This window comes from Pseudomonas sp. PICF6, assembly GCF_009831705.1.
Taxonomy (GTDB): Bacteria; Pseudomonadota; Gammaproteobacteria; order Pseudomonadales; family Pseudomonadaceae; genus Aquipseudomonas; species Aquipseudomonas rhizophila.
Genome location: NZ_WUUD01000025.1, coordinates 71,286 through 90,443 on the forward strand (window position 1 = coordinate 71,286; position 19,158 = coordinate 90,443).

At 61.8% G+C, this 19,158-nt stretch carries 15 protein-coding genes and 1 pseudogene; 13 read left to right on the top strand and 3 right to left on the bottom strand.

What is annotated here, in order from left to right; all coding sequences use genetic code 11:
* Positions 1 to 139 precede the first annotated feature (139 nt).
* The 3 genes from GSM73_RS16325 to GSM73_RS16335 are packed head-to-tail and all read left to right on the top strand — an operon-like array spanning position 140 to position 3,722.
* On the top strand, positions 140 to 2,041 hold the full coding sequence (locus tag GSM73_RS16325; protein WP_047227037.1) for a sensor histidine kinase: 1,902 nt from the start codon (positions 140 to 142) through the stop codon (positions 2,039 to 2,041).
* Positions 2,038 to 3,366: a sigma-54 dependent transcriptional regulator gene (locus GSM73_RS16330; protein WP_047227038.1), complete on the top strand. Its 1,329-nt coding sequence runs from the start codon at positions 2,038 to 2,040 to the stop codon at positions 3,364 to 3,366. The genes GSM73_RS16325 and GSM73_RS16330 overlap by 4 nt, the downstream gene beginning before the upstream one ends.
* A 26-nt stretch (positions 3,367 to 3,392) precedes the next feature.
* Positions 3,393 to 3,722 carry a GlpM family protein gene (locus GSM73_RS16335; protein ID WP_173407518.1) on the top strand — a complete coding sequence of 110 codons (330 nt, stop codon included), beginning with the start codon at positions 3,393 to 3,395 and terminating at the stop codon, positions 3,720 to 3,722.
* Between the two features lie 31 nt (positions 3,723 to 3,753).
* Here the strand turns inward: GSM73_RS16335 and GSM73_RS16340 are convergent, their stop codons facing one another.
* Together GSM73_RS16340 and GSM73_RS16345 are read right to left on the bottom strand one after the other, a co-directional pair.
* Positions 3,754 to 4,368: an NAD(P)-dependent oxidoreductase gene (locus tag GSM73_RS16340; protein WP_047227040.1), complete on the bottom strand. Its 615-nt coding sequence runs from the start codon at positions 4,366 to 4,368 to the stop codon at positions 3,754 to 3,756.
* Positions 4,369 to 4,565: 197 nt separating this feature from the next.
* The gene (locus GSM73_RS16345; protein WP_047227041.1) at positions 4,566 to 5,444 is read right to left on the bottom strand and encodes an MBL fold metallo-hydrolase; all 879 of its coding nucleotides are present in this window, start codon (positions 5,442 to 5,444) and stop codon (positions 4,566 to 4,568) included.
* Between the two features lie 112 nt (positions 5,445 to 5,556).
* On the opposite strand from GSM73_RS16345, the gene GSM73_RS16350 reads away from it, so the two are divergent.
* From GSM73_RS16350 to GSM73_RS16385, 8 genes are all read left to right on the top strand, one after another.
* Positions 5,557 to 6,462 (top strand): LysR family transcriptional regulator, encoded by a 906-nt coding sequence (locus GSM73_RS16350; RefSeq protein WP_107321983.1) that lies wholly within the window; start codon positions 5,557 to 5,559, stop codon positions 6,460 to 6,462.
* Positions 6,463 to 6,682: 220 nt separating this feature from the next.
* On the top strand, positions 6,683 to 8,191 hold the full coding sequence (locus GSM73_RS16355) for a sigma-54-dependent transcriptional regulator (protein ID WP_047227043.1): 1,509 nt from the start codon (positions 6,683 to 6,685) through the stop codon (positions 8,189 to 8,191).
* 338 nt (positions 8,192 to 8,529) lie between these two features.
* A complete protein-coding gene (gene gcvH, locus GSM73_RS16360; RefSeq protein WP_047227044.1) occupies positions 8,530 to 8,913 on the top strand; it encodes a glycine cleavage system protein GcvH in 384 nt (127 codons plus the stop codon).
* A gap of 10 nt (positions 8,914 to 8,923) precedes the next feature.
* Positions 8,924 to 11,773: an aminomethyl-transferring glycine dehydrogenase gene (gene gcvP / locus GSM73_RS16365; RefSeq protein WP_160893236.1), complete on the top strand. Its 2,850-nt coding sequence runs from the start codon at positions 8,924 to 8,926 to the stop codon at positions 11,771 to 11,773.
* Positions 11,774 to 11,959: 186 nt separating this feature from the next.
* Entirely contained in the window at positions 11,960 to 13,336 is a 1,377-nt protein-coding gene (locus GSM73_RS16370; RefSeq protein ID WP_047227046.1) for an L-serine ammonia-lyase, read from the top strand.
* A gap of 39 nt (positions 13,337 to 13,375) precedes the next feature.
* Positions 13,376 to 14,500, top strand: coding sequence for a glycine cleavage system aminomethyltransferase GcvT (gcvT, locus tag GSM73_RS16375; protein ID WP_160893238.1), 1,125 nt, complete (start codon positions 13,376 to 13,378; stop codon positions 14,498 to 14,500).
* 394 nt (positions 14,501 to 14,894) lie between these two features.
* The gene (locus GSM73_RS16380) at positions 14,895 to 15,107 is read left to right on the top strand and encodes a cold-shock protein (RefSeq protein WP_047227048.1); all 213 of its coding nucleotides are present in this window, start codon (positions 14,895 to 14,897) and stop codon (positions 15,105 to 15,107) included.
* Between the two features lie 93 nt (positions 15,108 to 15,200).
* A complete protein-coding gene (locus tag GSM73_RS16385; protein WP_160893240.1) occupies positions 15,201 to 15,689 on the top strand; it encodes an RDD family protein in 489 nt (162 codons plus the stop codon).
* Between the two features lie 49 nt (positions 15,690 to 15,738).
* On the opposite strand, the gene nadA is transcribed toward GSM73_RS16385, so the two are convergent.
* A complete protein-coding gene (gene nadA, locus GSM73_RS16390) occupies positions 15,739 to 16,797 on the bottom strand; it encodes a quinolinate synthase NadA (protein ID WP_047227049.1) in 1,059 nt (352 codons plus the stop codon).
* A gap of 393 nt (positions 16,798 to 17,190) precedes the next feature.
* Here nadA and GSM73_RS16395 point away from each other — a divergent pair, with 393 nt between their 5' ends.
* Both GSM73_RS16395 and GSM73_RS27400 read left to right on the top strand, forming a co-directional pair.
* Positions 17,191 to 18,924, top strand: a complete 1,734-nt coding sequence (locus tag GSM73_RS16395; RefSeq protein ID WP_160893242.1) for a copper resistance system multicopper oxidase — start codon at positions 17,191 to 17,193, stop codon at positions 18,922 to 18,924.
* Between the two features lie 10 nt (positions 18,925 to 18,934).
* Positions 18,935 to 19,158: pseudogene (locus GSM73_RS27400) on the top strand (copper resistance protein CopB); the annotation flags it as partial.

Genomic DNA, 19,158 nt, shown 5'->3' on the forward strand with positions numbered 1-19,158 from the left:
GGAGCGAGCTTGCTCGCGATAGCGGACTGCCAGTCACCTTATTCTCGACTGATCAGCAGTCATCGCGAGCAAGCTCGCTCCCACAAGGGAGCAGTGTTGGTTTGTCGATTTGTGTTGTGGTTGACCCAAGGCTTCTGTGATGAAATGCGACCCCACTCTCTATCGCGCCGCGCCGCCATCACTCGCCGTGAAGCCTCGTCTGATTCGCCATCTGTTCCTGCCGCCGCTGATCATTGCCCTGATGATCGGCCTGGGTTACCTCGGCTTCTGGATCAGTGAGCACTACGGCATTCGCAGCCTGGGCGAGAACGGCGAGCGCCAGTTGGAGCTGCACGCCCGTGCGGTCGAGAGCGAGATCAGCAAATACACTTACCTGCCCAGCCTGCTGGAGCTTGAATCCAGCGTATCGCAACTGCTCGACGACCCCACGCCCGAGCATCGCAAGACCGTCAACGAATACCTCGAAGGCCTGAACCGGCGCAGCCGCAGTCGGGCCATTTATGTGATGGACACCACAGGCCGGGTCATGGCGACCAGCAACTGGCGCGACGTCGACAGTTACCTGGGTGAAGACCTGTCCTTTCGCGCCTATTTCCAGAACGCCGTACGCGGTCAGCCCGGGCGCTTCTATGGCATCGGTAGCACCAGCGGCGAGCCTGGTTATTACCTGGCCCATGGTCTGGAACAGCAGGGCAAGATCATCGGCGTGGCGGTGGTCAAAGTGCGCCTGGAAGCCATGGAAGAGCGCTGGCAGCGCGCGCGCTTGGAAGCCTTCGTCAGCGACGAGAATGGCATCATCATTTTGTCCAGCGATCCGGCGCGGCGGCTCAAGTCCGTGCGACCGCTGAGCGACGAAACCAAAGAGCGCCTGGCCCGCAGCCTGCAGTATTACTGGTTCCCACTGAACGAGCTGGTTCCCCTGGCTCGGGAACGCCTGGCCGAAGGCATGGAAAAACTGACCTTCCCGGCCAACGCCGAACTGGTGTCCGACGAGCGGCCCATCAGCTATCTGTCACAGACCCGCCCCCTGAGCGACACACCCTGGAATTTCACCCTGCTGACGCCACTTGAAGACCTGCGTCGCCAGGCAATCAACCAGGGCATCCTGGTGGCCGTGGCCTTCGCCCTGGTGGCTTTCCTGCTGATCGCCTGGAACGAGCGGCGCAAGGTCATCGCCACTCGCCTCGCTGCCCGGGAGGCCTTGCAGGAAGCCAACAACCAGCTCGAACGTCGGATTACCGAACGCACCACCGACCTGCGGGCCAGCAATGAACGGCTCAAGGGCCAGATCCGCGAACGGCGGCAGGCCGAAGAGACGTTGCGCCGGGCCCAGGACGAACTGGTGCAGGCTGGCAAACTCGCCGCCATTGGCCAGATGTCCACCAGCATCGCCCATGAACTCAACCAGCCGCTGGCCGCGCTGCGTACCCTGTCCGGCAACACCGTACGCTTTCTTGAGCGGGGCCAGTTGGATATCGCCAGCGCCAACCTCAAGACCATCAACGACCTGATCGACCGCATGGGCCGGATCACCGCCAGCCTGCGCTCCTTCGCCCGGCGCGGGGACGATCAGGGCCGGGCCAGCCTCGGCAAGGCGGTCGAAGCCGCGCTGCAACTGCTGGGCGGCCGCCTCGAAAGCCTGAAGATCCAGGTGCATGCCGGTTACGACGACGTGCAGGTACAGATCGACCAGACGCGTCTTGAACAAATCCTGGTGAACCTGATCGGCAACGCCCTGGACGCCATGCAGAGCCAACCCGAGCCGCGGCTGTGGCTTGAAGGCACTGCCTCGGATGGCAAATATCGCCTGCGGGTGCGGGACAACGGCCATGGCATCGATCCCGAGGCGCGCAAGCATTTGTTCGAACCCTTCTTCACCACCAAACCCGGCGAACAGGGCCTGGGCCTGGGCCTGACCCTTTCGGCGAGCCTGGCCGCCGCCGCGGGCGGGCATCTGGAGGTCGAACACCCGGCCGAAGGTGGAACCACGTTTGCCCTCAGTTTACCGTTGGTAAGCCCTTTACCTGCCGAGCAGCCATGAATAACGACCTGAGCGTACTGATCGTCGAAGACGACCCCCATGTCCTGCTGGGTTGCCAGCAGGCCCTGTCCCTGGAAGACATTCCCTGCATCGGCGTGGGCAGCGCCGAAGAGGCTCTGGAGCGGGTCGGCGATGACTTTGCCGGCATCGTCATCAGCGACATTCGCCTGCCGGGCATCGATGGCCTGGAGCTGCTGACCCGCCTCAAGGCCCGGGACCGCAGCCTGCCGGTGGTGCTGATCACCGGCCACGGCGACATCTCCATGGCCGTTGGCGCCATGCAAAAAGGCGCCTATGACTTCATGGAGAAACCCTTCTCCCCCGAACGCCTGGTGGACGTCGCCCGTCGCGCCCTGGAGCAACGCAGCCTGGCCCGGGAGGTTTCATCGCTGCGCCGGCAACTGGCCGAACGCGACTCCCTGGAAGGCCGGATCATCGGCCGTTCACCGGCCATGCAGCACCTGCGAGAACTGATCGCCAACGTAGCCGACACCTCGGCCAACGTGCTGATCGAAGGTGAAACCGGCACCGGCAAGGAACTGGTCGCGCGCTGCCTGCACGACTTCAGCCGACGTCACAGCAAACAATTCGTCGCGCTCAACTGCGGCGGCCTGCCGGAGAACCTGTTCGAAAGCGAGATTTTCGGCCACGAAGCCAACGCTTTTACCGGCGCCGGCAAACGACGGATCGGCAAGATCGAGCACGCCGACGGCGGCACGCTGTTTCTCGATGAAGTGGAAAGCATGCCCCTGCCCTTGCAGATCAAGTTGCTGCGGGTGTTGCAGGAACGCACCCTCGAGCGGCTGGGTTCGAACCAGAGTGTGGCCGTGGATTGCCGGGTCATCGCCGCCACCAAGTCCGACCTGGACGAACTGGGCCGGGCCGGACAGTTTCGCAGCGACCTGTATTACCGTCTCAACGTGGTGACCCTGGAACTGCCGCCCCTGCGCGAGCGCCGCGAAGACATTCTGCAACTGTTCGAGCATTTTCTGCAGCAGTCGTCCCTGCGCTTCGACCGCACGGTGCCGGAGCTGGACAACCAGACGCTGTCCAACCTGATGAGCCATGACTGGCCGGGCAACGTGCGGGAACTGCGTAACGTCGCCGAGCGCTATGCACTCGGCCTGCCGGCCTTCAAGAAGTCGGGGGCCAGCGGCGCCAGCCAGGGCCTGGCCTTCGCCGAAGCGGTGGAAGCCTTCGAACGCAACCTGCTGGTGGACGCCCTGCAACGCAGCGGTGGCAATCTGACCCAGGCCAGTCTCGAACTGGGCATGGCCAAGACCACGCTGTTCGACAAAGTCAAAAAATATGGCCTGAGCCATTAACCTGGGGCAGTAAACCTGTGGACCTGATTTTCAAAGCAGCGCTCGGTGCCGCCGTGGTGGTCATCCTGGCGATGCTCGCCAAGACCAAGAACTATTACATCGCCGGACTGGTGCCACTGTTTCCCACCTTCGCCCTGATCGCCCACTACATTGTTGGCAAGGGCCGCTCGGTGGACGATCTGAAAACCACCATCGTGTTTGGCATGTGGTCGATCATCCCCTACTTCGTCTACCTGGCGACGCTGTATGTGATGGTCGACCGGATGCGTCTGGAGGCTTCTCTGGCCGTGGCGGCGGTGGCTTGGCTGATGGCGGCGACGGTGCTGGTCAGCGTGTGGATGAGACTCCACAGCTGACCCCGCAGGAGCGCCTGTCCAAACCAGTGGTTCAATAACCGACGGTAAAGCGCTGCCGCGAAAACTGCGGCGTCTCCACTTCATCGATCATTGCAATGGCGTAATCGGCAAAGCTGATCCAACTGCGCCCGGCGGCGTCGAACAGCAGGTGATCCTTGCCGATACGGAACTGACCGGTGCGCTCGGTCTCGACGAACTCCGCCGAGGGCGAGAGGAAGGTCCAGTCCAGGTCCTGTTCCTTGAGCAGCACGTCCAGGAATAATGCTCCGGCGCTGGCTTCGGCGAGGTATTCCTCAGGGAAGCCTTCGCTGTCGATCACACGGCTATTGTCCGGCAGCAGCAACGAACCGGCCCCGCCCACCACCAGCAAGCGCTTGACCCCGGCAGCCTTGATTGGGGCGATGACCTTGTCGGCCGGCACGGTGGCGAAATGGGCGGCGCAGATCACCACATCATGACCGGCTACCGCTGCGATTAAGGCCTCGCTGTCCAATACATCCAACTGCTGGCTGACCACACCGGCCCTCTTACCGATCTTGGCCGTGTTACGGGCAATGGCCGTCACGCTGTGGCCACGACGCAGGGCTTCTTCCAACAACTGGCTGCCGGCCCGACCGGTGGCGCCGATGATTGCGATTTTGCTCATGATGTTCTCCATTGGTTAGCGATGTTGAAATACAGGCTCTTGTGGCGAGGGGATTTATCCCCGCTGGGCTGCGTAGCAGCCCTATAGCTGACATTGAGGTTTATCAGACGGAGCGCTTCGCCTGTTTTGGGGTTGCTGCGCAACCCAGCGGGGATAAATCCCCTCGCCACAACGGTGCTCTGATCAAAGATCGGTATTCACCACTTCATCTCACCCTTGGCCACCTTGGCACTGAGCTCCAGGGAGCTGTCTTCCCCCAGATCGGGGTAGCGCTGCTTCATGGCGGCGATCAGGGCGGCGGAGTCCTTGGCTTTGGCGGTTTCTTCGTCGAAGGCCTTGATGTACTCGGCGGTAAATTTCACCGGAGCCAGGGACCGGGCACTATCACCCAGGTAATGGCCGGGAATCACAGTGTTCGGTTGCAGTTTTTCAATGCCCTCCAGCGTCGCCAGCCAATCCTTGTGGGACTGCGGCGTCTGCGTGTCGGCCATCCAGACGTGAATGTTCTCGGCCACCACGACGCCGCCGACCACCGCCTTGATCGACGGGATCCACACGAAGCTGCGGTCCGGTTGCGGGCCATCAAGACCGATGATCTGCAAGCGCTTGCCCTCCAGGGTCAGGCTGTCGCCCTTGAGTACCTGGGGTACGATCGCTTTGCTCGGCGCATCCGCCTTGAGGATCGGCCCCCAATATTTCAACTTGCCGTCCATGGTGTGCTTGATGTGTTCGACGGTCGGCGCAGAGGCCAGCACCTTGGCATCCGGGAACGCGGCGGTCAGGGTCTCCAGACCAAAATAGTAGTCGGGATCGCCGTGGCTGATGTAGATCGTGGTCAATTGCTTGCCGCTGGCGCGGATTTTCTGCACCACCTGTTCGGCCTGGGACTTGCCGAACTGGGCGTCCACCAACACCACTTCTTTTTCCCCACTGACCAATACCGAGGTCACCGGGAAAACGGCCGTCGCGCCAGGGTTGTAGACCTCCAGGGCAAGGTCGGCTGCCCAGGTGTTGGCCGCAAAAATCATCGAAGCGCTGGTCAGCAGCAGACGCTTGAATAAGGTGGATCCGGTCATGTTGTGCTCCGTTGTGCATAAGCCCGATTGGGAATGAGCGCAGCTTAGGGACCTGACTCGTTTCAAAAAATGCGATGCTTGGACATAGTTTGTTTCTGAAATCGGGCAAATCATGGATCGTCTACAAGCAATGCAAGTGTTCGTCGCCGTGGTGGAACTGGGCAGTCAGTCGGCAGCAGCCGAACATCTGGACCTGTCACGACCGGTGGTGTCACGGTATCTGGCGGAACTGGAAGACTGGGTTGGTGCCCGACTGATGCACCGCACCACTCGCAAATTGAGCCTGACGGCCGCGGGTTTGGAGATCCTGCCGCGCTGTCGGCAGATGCTGGATCTGTCCGGCGACATGCAGGCCGCCGTCAGTACGTCGGACGATGCGCCACGGGGTATGCTGCGCATCAGCGCCAGCACCTCGTTCGGCCAGGCCCAATTGGCGGCAGCCATGACCGAGTTCGTCGTGCGCTACCCAGGGGTCAGCGTCGACCTGCAAATGCTCGACCGCACCGTGAACCTGGTGGACGAGCGCATCGACCTGGCGATCCGCATGAGCAACGACCTGGACCCGAACCTGATTGCCCGGCGCCTCACAGTCTGTCGCTCGGTGATCTGCGCCTCGCCCGGCTACCTGCGTGAACACCCAACGCCCCAACGGGTCGAGGATTTGAGCCGGCACAACTGCCTGACCCACTCCTACGTCGGCAAGAGCCTGTGGCATTTCGAGCAGGACGGCGAGCAGGTCTCGGTGCCGGTGCAGGGCAACATCAGCGCCAACGAGGCCAGCACATTGCTGCAGGCCACGATAGCCGGTGCGGGCGTGGCGATGCTGCCCAGCTACCAGGCCGGCACGCACATCAAGAACGGCGAACTGATCCGCCTGTTGCCCCACGCCGAACCCCGCCGGATGAACATGTACGCGGTGTATGCCTCACGCAAACACATGCCGTCGGCGCTGCGCAGCCTGCTGGATTTTTTGGTGCTGAAGTTTCCCGAGAGGCCGGAGTGGGATATTGGGTTGTAAACGATAGCCGCCCCACCGCCAACCTCCTGTGGGAGCGAGCCTGCTCGCGATAGCGGTGCAACAGCCAATGGAGATGTGGACTGACCCTGCGCTATCGCGAGCAGGCTCGCTCCCACAATAGAGATCGGTGTATATCCTTGACCCTGCACCAGGATTTCACCAATAGCCCGCCCCAAGGCATACTTGCCACCCTCCGTATTCCAGAACCCAGAACCGCCCCATGCGTATCCACGTCAGTTTCATCGACCGCGTCGGCATTACCCAGGAAGTCCTGGCGCTGCTCGGTGGGCGCAATCTCAATCTGGATGCGGTGGAGATGGTGCCGCCCAACGTCTACATCGATGCCCCGACCCTCAGCCCGCAGGTGCTGGACGAATTACGCGAGGCGCTGTTCAGCGTGCGGGGCGTGCAGGCGGTCACCGTGGTGGACATCCTGCCCGGCCAGCGTCGGCATTTGCAGCTCGACGCCCTGCTCGCGGCCATGACCGACCCGGTACTGGCCCTCGACAGCGCCGGCCACGTATTGCTGGCCAACCCGGCGTTGATCGCCCTGTACGGGCGTGAACCGGCCGGGGAAAGCGTTGCCGAGCTGTTCGGTGACGAAGCCCTGTTGGTCGCTCTGCTGGAGAATGGTTTCCGCCTGCCGCTTCGGGAAATCACCCTCAACGGCCAGACCTTACTGCTGGACGCCACGCCCATTACAAACGCCGGTGCGTTGCTGACCCTCTATCAGCCAAACCGCATCGGCGAACGCCTATCGGCGCTGCACCACGACCACGCCGAAGGGTTTGACGCGTTGCTGGGCGAATCCCCGGCGATCCGCACCCTCAAGGCCCGGGCCCAGCGGGTAGCGGCGTTGGATGCACCGTTGCTGATCCAGGGCGAAACCGGCACGGGCAAAGAGCTGGTGGCCCGGGCCTGCCATGCCATCAGTGCCCGCCACGGCGCGCCGTTCCTGGCCCTGAACTGTGCGGCGCTGCCGGAGAATCTGGCCGAAAGTGAACTGTTCGGCTACGCCCCCGGCGCCTTCACCGGCGCGCAACGGGGTGGCAAGCCGGGGCTGATGGAACTGGCGAACCAGGGCACGGTATTTCTCGATGAAATCGGCGAGATGTCGCCCTACCTGCAAGCCAAGCTGCTGCGGTTCTTGAACGATGGCAGCTTCCGTCGGGTCGGCGGCGACCGGGAAATCAAGGTCAACGTGCGAATCCTCAGCGCGACCCACCGCAACCTGGAAAAAATGGTCAGCGAAGGTTCGTTCCGCGAAGACCTGTTCTATCGCCTGAACGTGCTCAACGTCGAAGTGCCGCCGCTGCGTGAACGCGGCCAGGACATCTTGCTGCTGGCGCGCTACTTCATGCAGCAGGCCTGTGCGCAAATCCAGCGCCCGGTCTGCCGCTTGGCCCCCGGCACCTACCCGGCGCTGCTGGGCAACCGCTGGCCGGGCAATGTGCGGCAATTGCAGAACGTGATCTTCCGCGCCGCGGCCATCTGTGAAAGCAGCCTGGTGGACATTGGCGACCTGGACATTGCCGGCACGTCTGTGGCGCGCCAGGGTGACGTGGAAGTCGAAAGCCTTGAGCAAGCGGTGGAAGCCTTCGAAAAACATCTGCTCGAAAGCCTCTACGTCAACTACCCCTCGACCCGCCAGCTCGCCAGCCGCCTGCAAACCTCCCATACAGCGATTGCCCATCGGTTGCGTAAATACGGGATTTCCGGCAAGCCGTAAGCACGCTCCCACATTGGGACCTGCGGCGTACCTGGAACCTGGCTCAAAAACGACCTCCACCTGTACTGAAAGCGCTACAGCGGAACGATATCGATACACCTGGCGCTAAGCTGCGCCGCGCAAGGCTTTGATCCCACAACGATTTTTTCCAGGCGTATAGCTGTAGCGTTTTCGCTACAGCTCAATACAGCCGGCGCTCGACAGAACCGAGTAAGCCATTGATATATAAGTATTTATCAGCATTGGCCGCATTCTTGCTAAGGATATAACCATTCGGCCGGGCCAAGCCCCGCGCCTTTCTTCGCGTCCACCAGACGAATCTGGCCCCAGGAGTTTCCATGAGCGAGTTGCGTTTCACTGAAGATCACGAATGGCTGCGCACTGAAGCCGACGGCAGCGTTACCGTCGGTATTACCGCGTTTGCCCAGAACGCCTTGGGCGATGTGGTCTATGTTCAGTTACCGGAACTGCAAAGCTACGCCAAGGGTGACGAAGCCTCTACCGTGGAATCGGTGAAAGCCGCCAGCGGTGTGTACATGCCGCTGGACGGAGAAGTGCTGGAAGTGAACCCGGCCCTGGAAAGCAATCCGGAACTGGTCAACGAAGATCCGCTGGGCGAAGGCTGGTTTTTCCGATTCAAGCCCGCCGACGCCACCCAAGTTGACCAACTGCTGAATCAGGACGCCTATGACCGCCTGATCAAAGCCAACGCCGAAGCCTGAGGAGCGCAACATGACCGTTAATCTCGGCACCGCCAACGAATTCATCGCCCGCCACATCGGCCCGCGAGCCAGCGACGAGCAAGCCATGCTCGAGCGCCTGGGCTACGACTCCCTGGAAGCGTTGAGCGCCAGCGTCATTCCGGAAAGCATCAAGGGCACCAGCGTGCTGGACATGGGCGACGGCCAGAGCGAAGCCGATGCACTGGCCTCGATCAAGGCCATCGCCGGCAAGAACCAACTGTTCAAGACCTACATCGGCCAGGGCTACTACAACTGCCACACGCCAGCGCCGATCCTGCGCAACCTGCTGGAAAACCCGGCCTGGTACACCGCCTACACCCCTTACCAGCCGGAAATTTCCCAGGGCCGTCTCGAGGCACTGCTGAACTTCCAGACCTTGATCAGCGACCTGACCGGCCTGCCGATCGCCAACGCATCCTTGCTGGACGAAGCCACCGCCGCGGCCGAGGCCATGACCTTCTGCAAGCGCCTGAGCAAGAACAAGGGCAGCAATGCCTTCTTCGCTTCCCGCCATTGCCACCCGCAAACCCTCGATGTGCTGCGCACCCGTGCCGAGCCCTTGGGCATCGACGTGGTCGTGGGCGACGAACGCGAACTGACCGATGTCGGCAGTTTCTTCGGCGCGCTGTTGCAATACCCAGCCAGCAACGGTGACCTGTTCGATTACCGTGAACTGACCGAACGCTTCCATGCCGCCAACGCCCTGGTCGCTGTCGCCGCAGACCTGCTGGCCCTGACCCTGCTGACGGCACCGGGTGAGTTCGGCGCCGACGTGGCCATCGGCAGCGCCCAGCGCTTCGGCGTGCCGTTGGGCTTTGGCGGCCCACACGCGGCGTATTTCTCTACCAAGGATGCCTTCAAGCGCGATATGCCTGGCCGCCTTGTGGGTGTTTCCGTGGACCGTTTCGGCAAGCCGGCCTTGCGCCTGGCGATGCAGACCCGCGAACAACACATCCGTCGCGAGAAAGCCACGAGTAACATCTGCACCGCCCAGGTCTTGCTGGCCAACATCGCCAGCATGTACGCCGTGTATCACGGCCCTAAAGGCCTGACTCAGATCGCCAACCGCATTCATCACCTCACCGCGATCCTCGCCAAGGGCTTGGGCGCCTTGGGTCTGGCTGTCGAGCAGGACAGCTTTTTCGACACCCTGACCCTGCACACCGGCGCGCAAACCGCTGCCCTGCACGACAAGGCGCGTGCCCAGCGCATCAACCTGCGCGTGGTGGACGCTGAACGCCTGGGCTTGTCCCTGGACGAAACCACCTGCCAGGCGGACGTCGAAACGCTGTGGAGCCTGTTGGCCGACGGCAAGGCCCTGCCGGAGTTCGCCGCCCTGGCCGCCACCGTGCAAAGCCGTATCCCGGCCGAGCTGGTGCGCCAGTCGGCGGTCCTCAGCCACCCGGTGTTCAACCGCTATCACTCCGAAACCGAGCTGATGCGCTACCTGCGTAAGCTCGCCGACAAGGACTTGGCCCTGGATCGCACCATGATCCCGCTGGGTTCCTGCACCATGAAACTCAACGCCGCCAGCGAAATGATCCCGGTGACCTGGGCCGAGTTCGGCGCCCTGCACCCATTCGCCCCCGCCGAACAGAGCGCCGGCTACCAGCAACTGACCGACGAACTGGAAGCCATGCTCTGCGCTGCTACCGGTTACGACGCGGTGTCGTTGCAACCAAACGCCGGTTCCCAGGGTGAATACGCCGGTCTGCTGGCGATCCGCGCCTATCACCAGAGCCGTGGCGAAGACCGTCGCGATATCTGCCTGATCCCATCGTCGGCCCACGGCACCAACCCGGCCACCGCCAACATGGCCGGCATGCGTGTGGTCGTGACCGCCTGCGATGCTCGCGGCAACGTCGACATCGAAGACCTGCGGGCCAAGGCCACCGAGCACCGCGAACACCTCGCGGCGCTGATGATAACCTACCCGTCCACCCACGGTGTGTTCGAGGAAGGCATCCGCGAAATCTGCGGGATCATTCATGACAACGGCGGCCAGGTGTACATCGACGGCGCCAACATGAACGCCATGGTCGGCCTCTGCGCCCCGGGCAAGTTCGGTGGCGACGTGTCGCACCTGAACCTGCACAAGACCTTTTGCATTCCTCACGGCGGTGGCGGCCCGGGTGTCGGCCCGATCGGCGTCAAGTCCCACCTGGCACCGTTCCTGCCGGGCCACGCCAACATGGCGCGCAAGGAAGGCGCGGTGTGCGCGGCGCCATTTGGCAGCGCAAGCATCCTGCCGATCACCTGGATGTACATCCGCATGATGGGCGGTGCGGGCCTCAAGCGTGCCTCGCAGTTGGCAATCCTCAACGCCAACTACATTGCCCGCCGTCTGGAAGAACACTACCCAGTGCTCTACTCCGGCAGCAACGGCCTGGTGGCCCACGAATGCATCCTCGACCTGCGCCCGCTCAAGGACAGCAGCGGCATCAGCGTCGATGACGTAGCCAAGCGCCTGATCGACTTCGGCTTCCACGCCCCGACCATGTCGTTCCCAGTGGCCGGTACGCTGATGATCGAGCCGACCGAAAGCGAATCCAAGGAAGAACTGGACCGCTTCTGCGACGCCATGATCTGCATCCGCGAAGAAATCCGCGCGGTGGAAAACGGCAGCCTGGACAAAGACGACAACCCACTGAAAAACGCCCCCCACACCGCCGCGGAAATCGTCGGCGAGTGGACCCACCCCTATAGCCGCGAACAAGCGGTGTACCCGGTGGCGTCGTTGATCGACGGCAAATACTGGCCGCCGGTGGGCCGGGTCGACAACGTGTTCGGCGACCGCAACCTGGTCTGCGCCTGCCCGTCGATCGAAAGCTACGCTTGACCTGAGCGGAGGGCGATCTACCAGCCCTCCGCATCCTCTGTGGGAGCGAGCCTGCTCGCGATAGCGGCGTAACAGCCAATAGAGATGTTGCCTGACACTCCGCTATCGCGAGCAGGCTCGCTCCCACAAGGATCTATGCCAGACCTTAAACCGTCGATCCTCATAAAAAGAAACCGGAGAAACACCATGTCGTTAAGCGTGTTCGACCTGTTCAAAATCGGCATCGGCCCCTCCAGTTCCCACACGGTCGGCCCGATGCGTGCCGCTGCCCGTTTCGTCGAAGGGCTGCGTCGTGATGACCTGCTCAACACCACCGCCAGCGTCAAGGTCGAGCTCTACGGCTCACTCGGCGCCACCGGCAAAGGCCACGGCAGTGACAAGGCCGTGCTGCTGGGTCTGGAAGGCGAACACCCGGATACCGTGGACACTGAAACGGTCGACGCCCGCTTGCGAGAGATTCGCAGCAACGGGCGCCTGAACCTGCTGGGTGAACACTGCATTGAATTCAACGAAAAACTGCACCTGGCGATGATTCGCAAGCCGCTGCCTTTTCATCCCAACGGCATGATCTTCCGCGCCTTCGATGCGGCGGGCCTGCAGGTGCGCAGCCGCGAGTATTACTCGGTAGGCGGTGGTTTTGTCGTCGACGAAAGCGCTGCCGGCGCCGACCGTATCGTCGAAGATGCCACCCCCCTGACCTTCCCGTTCAAAAGCGCCAAGGACTTGTTGAGCCACTGCACCACCTATGGCTTGTCCATCAGCCAGGTGATGCTGACCAACGAAAGTGCCTGGCGCCCCGAAGCCGAAACCCGCGCCGGCCTGCTGAAGATCTGGCAGGTGATGCAGGATTGCGTGGCGGCCGGCTGCCGCAACGAAGGCATTCTGCCGGGCGGGCTGAAGGTCAAGCGCCGGGCGGCGGCGCTGCACCGTCAGTTGTGCAAGAACCCGGAAGCTGCCCTGCGCGACCCGCTGTCGGTGCTGGACTGGGTCAACCTGTATGCCCTGGCCGTCAACGAAGAAAACGCCTACGGCGGCCGCGTCGTCACCGCGCCGACCAACGGTGCGGCGGGAATCATCCCGGCCGTGCTGCATTACTACATGCGCTTCATCCCTGGGGCCAATGAAGACGGCGTCGTGCGGTTCCTGCTGACCGCCGCCGCCATCGGCATCCTGTACAAGGAAAACGCCTCCATCTCCGGCGCCGAAGTCGGTTGCCAGGGTGAAGTCGGCGTGGCCTGTTCCATGGCCGCCGGCGCCCTGTGCGAAGTGCTCGGCGGCAGCGTGCAGCAAGTGGAAAACGCCGCCGAGATCGGCATGGAACACAACCTCGGCCTGACCTGCGACCCCATCGGCGGCCTGGTGCAAGTGCCGTGCATCGAGCGCAACGCCATGGGCTCGGTGAAAGCCATCAATGCGGTGCGCATGGCCATGCGCGGCGACGGGCATCACTTCGTTTCCCTCGACAAAGTCATCCGCACCATGCGCCAGACCGGCGCCGACATGAAAAGCAAATACAAGGAGACCGCCCGCGGCGGTCTGGCGGTCAACATCATCGAATGCTGATGCGCTTGCCTCACTTCTACATTTTTCCCAGGAGCTGATATGTCCACCGAACCATTGCTGAAGACCCCGTTGCACGCCCTGCACCTCGAACTCGGCGCCCGCATGGTGCCATTCGCCGGCTATGACATGCCGGTGCAATACCCATTGGGCGTGATGAAAGAACATCAGCACACCCGCGATCAGGCCGGGCTGTTCGACGTGTCCCACATGGGCCAGATCCGCCTGAGCGGCGCAAACGCCGCCAAAGCCTTGGAAACCCTGGTGCCGGTGGACATCATCGACCTGCCGGTGGGCATGCAGCGCTATGCCATGTTCACCAACGAAAACGGCGGCATCCTCGACGATCTGATGGTCGCCAACCTGGGCAACGACGAGCTGTTCCTGGTGGTCAACGCGGCCTGCAAGGAGCAGGACCTGGCCCACCTGCGCGCCCATATCGGCGACCAGTGCAGCATCGAGCCACTGTTCGAAGCTCGCGCCCTGCTCGCCCTGCAAGGCCCGGCCGCCGTCACCGTGCTTGCACGACTGGCGCCAGACGTGGCGAAGATGACCTTCATGCAGTTCCAGCGCGTCACGCTGCTGGGTATGGACTGCTTTGTCAGCCGTTCGGGTTACACCGGTGAAGACGGTTTCGAGATCTCGGTGCCCGCCGCCGAGGCCGAAAAGCTGGCCCGCGCCCTACTGGCAGAGCCGGAAGTGGCCGCCATCGGTCTGGGCGCTCGCGACTCCCTGCGCCTCGAAGCCGGCCTGTGCCTTTATGGCCACGACATGAACACCGAAACGACCCCGATCGAAGCCAGCCTGCTGTGGGCGATCTCCAAAGTCCGCCGCGCCGATGGCGTCAGGGCCGGTGGTTTCCCGGGCGCTGAAACCGTGTTCGCCCAGCAACAGGGCGGCGTGAAGCGCAAACGCGTCGGCCTGCTGCCCCAAGAACGCACACCCGTGCGCGAAGGTGCAGAGATCGTCGACGAAGCGGGCGAGATTATCGGTACGGTGTGCAGCGGCGGTTTCGGCCCGACCCTGGGCGCTCCGTTGGCGATGGGTTACCTGGACAGCGCCTATGTCGCACTGGATACGCCAGTCTGGGCCATCGTGCGTGGGAAAAAAGTGCCTTTGCTTGTAAGCAAAATGCCATTTGTTCCACAACGCTACTACCGCGGTTGATTGACTGTTTCTATACGTAACGCGGTTGCGTTATACGTGCACTAATGTGTAACGCAACCGCCATAAAAAGGTGCATCTACTCGATATTGAAATTGCACCTATAACGTTGAAAACAATTGAACTAGCCTATCGAATAAGCCCCAGCCCGCAGCCCCTGTAAATACGAGAATGCTGAGCAAATACGGGGCCTTCAGAGGGGGTTGTTTTTTTGTTCATAGTTGGCGTAGAGTTTGATCACTGTGTTTGCATGGGTCGCTTGGAACCGTGACCTGGGCAGTAGCTTATGAAGTTCGCTACATCCCGCTCGACGTCTCTTACTTTCCTGCAACCCAGCCCCAGTACTCTTTCATGTGGAAGAGGCTGTCATTAATTTAGCATCAAAGGAAATAAGAAAATGGCTGAGCGTCAGAACGGTATCGTCAAGTGGTTCAACGACGAGAAAGGTTTTGGTTTTATCACTCCTGACAGCGGTCCGGATCTGTTCGTGCATTTCCGCGCCATTCAGGGCAGCGGCTTCAAGAGCCTGAAAGAAGGCCAGAAAGTCACTTTCGTTGCTGTGCAAGGCCAGAAAGGCATGCAGGCTGACGAGGTTCAAGCCGAAGGCTAAGCTTTCGAGAAACAAAAAAGCCCCTGATTGATATCAGGGGCTTTTTTATGGGCGTAAATCCGTAAAATGGCCTCTTTTTCGTCCGAGGCCGTCATGCCCAAACACCTGCTCATCCCCCAAGGCGAGTTCCCTCCCGCCACCCTGGGCCGTCGCCTGGCCGCGATGTTCTATGACTTTTTGCTGTGCACAGCCCTGCTGATCGTCACTGGCGGCGTCTACAAGATGATTCAGATGGCGATCATCGGCGAAGAAAAAATGCGCGCCCTCACCGACGCCGGCGCACTGGACGGCGACCCGCTACTGTCCACCGTGCTGCTTTTCGTGCTGTTCGGCTTCTTCGCCAAGTTCTGGACCCACAACGGCCAGACCCTGGGCATGCAGGTGTGGTGCATTCGCGTGCAGAACACCGATGGCACGGCGATCAGCCTGTGGCAGGCCCTGTTGCGATTTGTCGTGTCGATCGCCTCATTGCTGCTGGTGGGACTGGGCTTCATCTGGTCGCTGTTCGACAAGCGCAAGCGCACCTGGCATGACATCTACTCGGATACGCAGCTGGTGCGAATTCCCAAGAAAAAGAAATAGGTCGCAAGCTGCAAGCTTTGGACTTGCAGCTTGCAACTTGGAGCTACCTTCAGGCATTGCCCGCCAGCTTCATCCGCGCCGCCTGGGTGAAGTCCAGCATGCGCTTGAGCGGGCGAATGGCCTGGGGGATCAGCGCCGGGTCGACGAATATCTCGTTGGTGCCTTCCTGCAGGCTCTTGAGCGTGCGCTCCAGGGTATTCATCGCCATCCACGGGCAGTGCGCGCAACTGCGGCATGCCGCGCCGTTGCCGGCGGTGGGGGCTTCGATGAAGACCTTGTCGGGGCACAACTGCTGCATCTTGTAGAAGATGCCACGGTCAGTGGCGACGATCAGTGTTTTGTTTGGCAGGCTTTGGGCTGCGGCGATCAACTGGCTGGTGGAGCCCACCGCGTCGGCCAGTTCAATCACCGAGGTTGGCGACTCAGGGTGCACCAGGATTGCGGCGTCCGGGTACAGCGCCTTCATGTCCTCCAACTGCTTGGACTTGAACTCTTCGTGAACGATGCAGGCGCCGTCCCAGAGCAGCATGTCGGCGCCGGTCTTGCGCTGGATATAAGTGCCCAGGTGCTTGTCGGGGCCCCAGATGATCGTCTCGCCGTTGTCCATCAGGCTCTCGACGATTTCCAGTGCGCAACTGGATGTCACCACCCAGTCGGCCCGGGCTTTGACCGCTGCCGACGTGTTGGCGTACACCACCACGGTGCGTTCCGGATGCTGGTCGCAGAACGCCGAGAACTCCTCCACCGGGCAACCCAGGTCCAGGGAGCACGTGGCTTCCAGGGTCGGCATCAATACGCGTTTTTCGGGGTTGAGGATCTTGGCGGTCTCGCCCATGAACTTGACCCCGGCCACCACCACGGTCTTGGCCGGATGGGCGTTGCCGAAGCGGGCCATTTCCAGGGAATCGGACACACAGCCCCCGGTCTCTTCGGCCAGGGCCTGGATGATCGGGTCGCAGTAGAAGTGCGCGACCAGCACCGCATCCTGAGCCTTGAGCTCGGCGGCGATGGCGGCGCGGTACCAGGCCTCTTGCTCGGCGGTCAGCGGCTTGGGCTGTTTGGCGTCGAGATGGGCCTGAACCAGAAGGCGTTCGGAAATTTGCGTCATGTTCGCAAGACCTGCAGGCGCGTTTTGCGCGAAAGTCGAGTATACACCCGGCTCCGGACCACTCGGGTACCGCCGGGAAAGTGGGTATCAATCAGGCACGGTATAGCGTGAAGCCGGCAAGGCTACAGAATAACCCGCCGTTGCAAAAGATCATTCTGACCTGTGCCCTGTGGCCAGCGCTCTATCTGTGGGAGCAAGGCTTGCCCGCGAAGCTGGCGCCTCGGCTTCTGAAAAACCGCATGGCCTTCATCGCGAGCAAGCCTTGCTCTCACAGCCGCGTCAACCTGACTGAAATGTAATCACTTCGCGTTCCCGCCTGTGTCATCTTTCTTTCAACCCTGCACACGGACGCCCCTGTGCTCGCTGCAAATCGACTGACGGACTTCAAACGGCATGCAATCAAATACTTCCCGGCGAACCTTCGTAAAAGGCCTGACTGCCGGCGGCATCCTGGCTGGCCTGGGCTTGTGGCGCGCGCCCGTCTGGGCGGTCACCAGCCCCGGCCAACCCAATGTACTGACGGGCACCGAGTTCGACCTGTTCATCGGCGAAAGCCCGGTCAACTTCACCGGCAATCCGCGCATCGCCCAGACCATCAACGGCGGCATCCCCGGCCCGCTGCTGCGCTGGCGTGAGGGTGACACCGTGACCCTGCGGGTGCGCAACCGTTTGAAAGATCCAACCTCCATCCACTGGCACGGCATTCTGCTGCCGGCCAACATGGACGGCGTGCCGGGGTTGAGCTTCAAGGGCATCGAGCCCGATGGCATGTACGTCTATCAATTCAAGGTCCGGCAAAACGGTACTTACTGGTACCACAGTCATTCCGGCTTCCAGGAACAGTCCGGGGTCTACGGCCCACTGGTGATCGACGCCAAGGAGCCCGAGCCCTTCCAGTACGAGCGCGACTACGTGGTGATGCTCACCGACTGGACCGACGAAGACCCCGCCGATGTCATCCGCAAGCTCAAGAAGCAATCGGACTACTACAACTACAACAAACGCACCGTCGGTGATTTCATTGACGATGTCGGCAAGAACGGCTGGGCCGCCACCGTGGCCGATCGCAAGATGTGGGCCGAAATGAAGATGAACCCCACCGACCTGGCCGACATCAGTGGCGCCACCTACACCTACCTCATGAACGGCCAGACGCCGGACATGAACTGGACCGGTCTGTTCAAACCCGGCGAACGCCTTCGCCTGCGCTTGATCAATGGCTCGTCCATGACCTATTTCGACGTGCGCATCCCCGGCCTGAAAATGACCGTGGTGGCGTCCGATGGACAGTACGTCAAACCGGTGAGCGTCGATGAGCTGCGCATCGCCGTGGCCGAAACTTATGACGTTATCGTCGAGCCAAGCGAAGAAGCCTATACGCTGTTTGCCCAATCGATGGATCGCACCGGCTACGCCTGCGGCACCCTGGCGACCCGTTCCGGTCTTTCGGCAACGGTGCCGCCGCTGGATCCACGGCCACTGGTCACCATGGACGACATGGGCATGGGTGGTATGGATCACGGATCGATGCAGGGCATGGCGGGCATGGATCACAGCCAGATGGCGGGGAAGGACCACGGTTCCATGCAAGGCATGGACGACGGGCTGTCCCATCCAGACTCCGAAAAAGACAATCCGCTGGTGGACATGCAGGCCATGAGCGTCAGCCCCAAGCTCGACGACCCGGGCATGGGCCTGCGCAACAACGGTCGCAAGGTCCTCACCTACTCGGACCTGCGCAGCACGTTCCCCGACCCCGACGGGCGTGAACCGGGCCGCACCCTCGAACTGCACCTGACCGGCCACATGGAGAAATTCAGCTGGTCGTTCAACGGCGTGAAGTTCTCCGATGCCGCACCGCTGCTGCTCAAGTACGGCGAGCGCCTGCGCATCGTGCTGATCAACGACACCATGATGACTCACCCCATCCACCTGCACGGTATGTGGAGCGATCTGGAGGACGAGAATGGCCAGTTCATGGTGCGTAAACACACCATCGATGTGCCGCCGGGCTCCAAACGCAGTTACCGGGTCACCGCCGACGCCCTCGGACGCTGGGCATATCACTGCCACTTGCTGTTCCACATGGAGATGGGGATGTTCCGTGAAGTTCGGGTGCAGGAATGAGGAGCCGACCATGACCACTATTTTTCACTACCCCCTGGCACTTTTTGCCAGCCTCACTCTGGGCGCCACTGGCTCGGCCTGGGCCGCGAGCGATGCCATGCAAGGCATGGATCACAGCCAGATGCAGGGGATGGACCATAGCCAGATGCAAGGCATGGACTCGATGCAGGGTATGGAACCGATGCAATCGGCCCCCACCAGCAGCCGCACGCCGATTCCCGAGCTGACCGACGC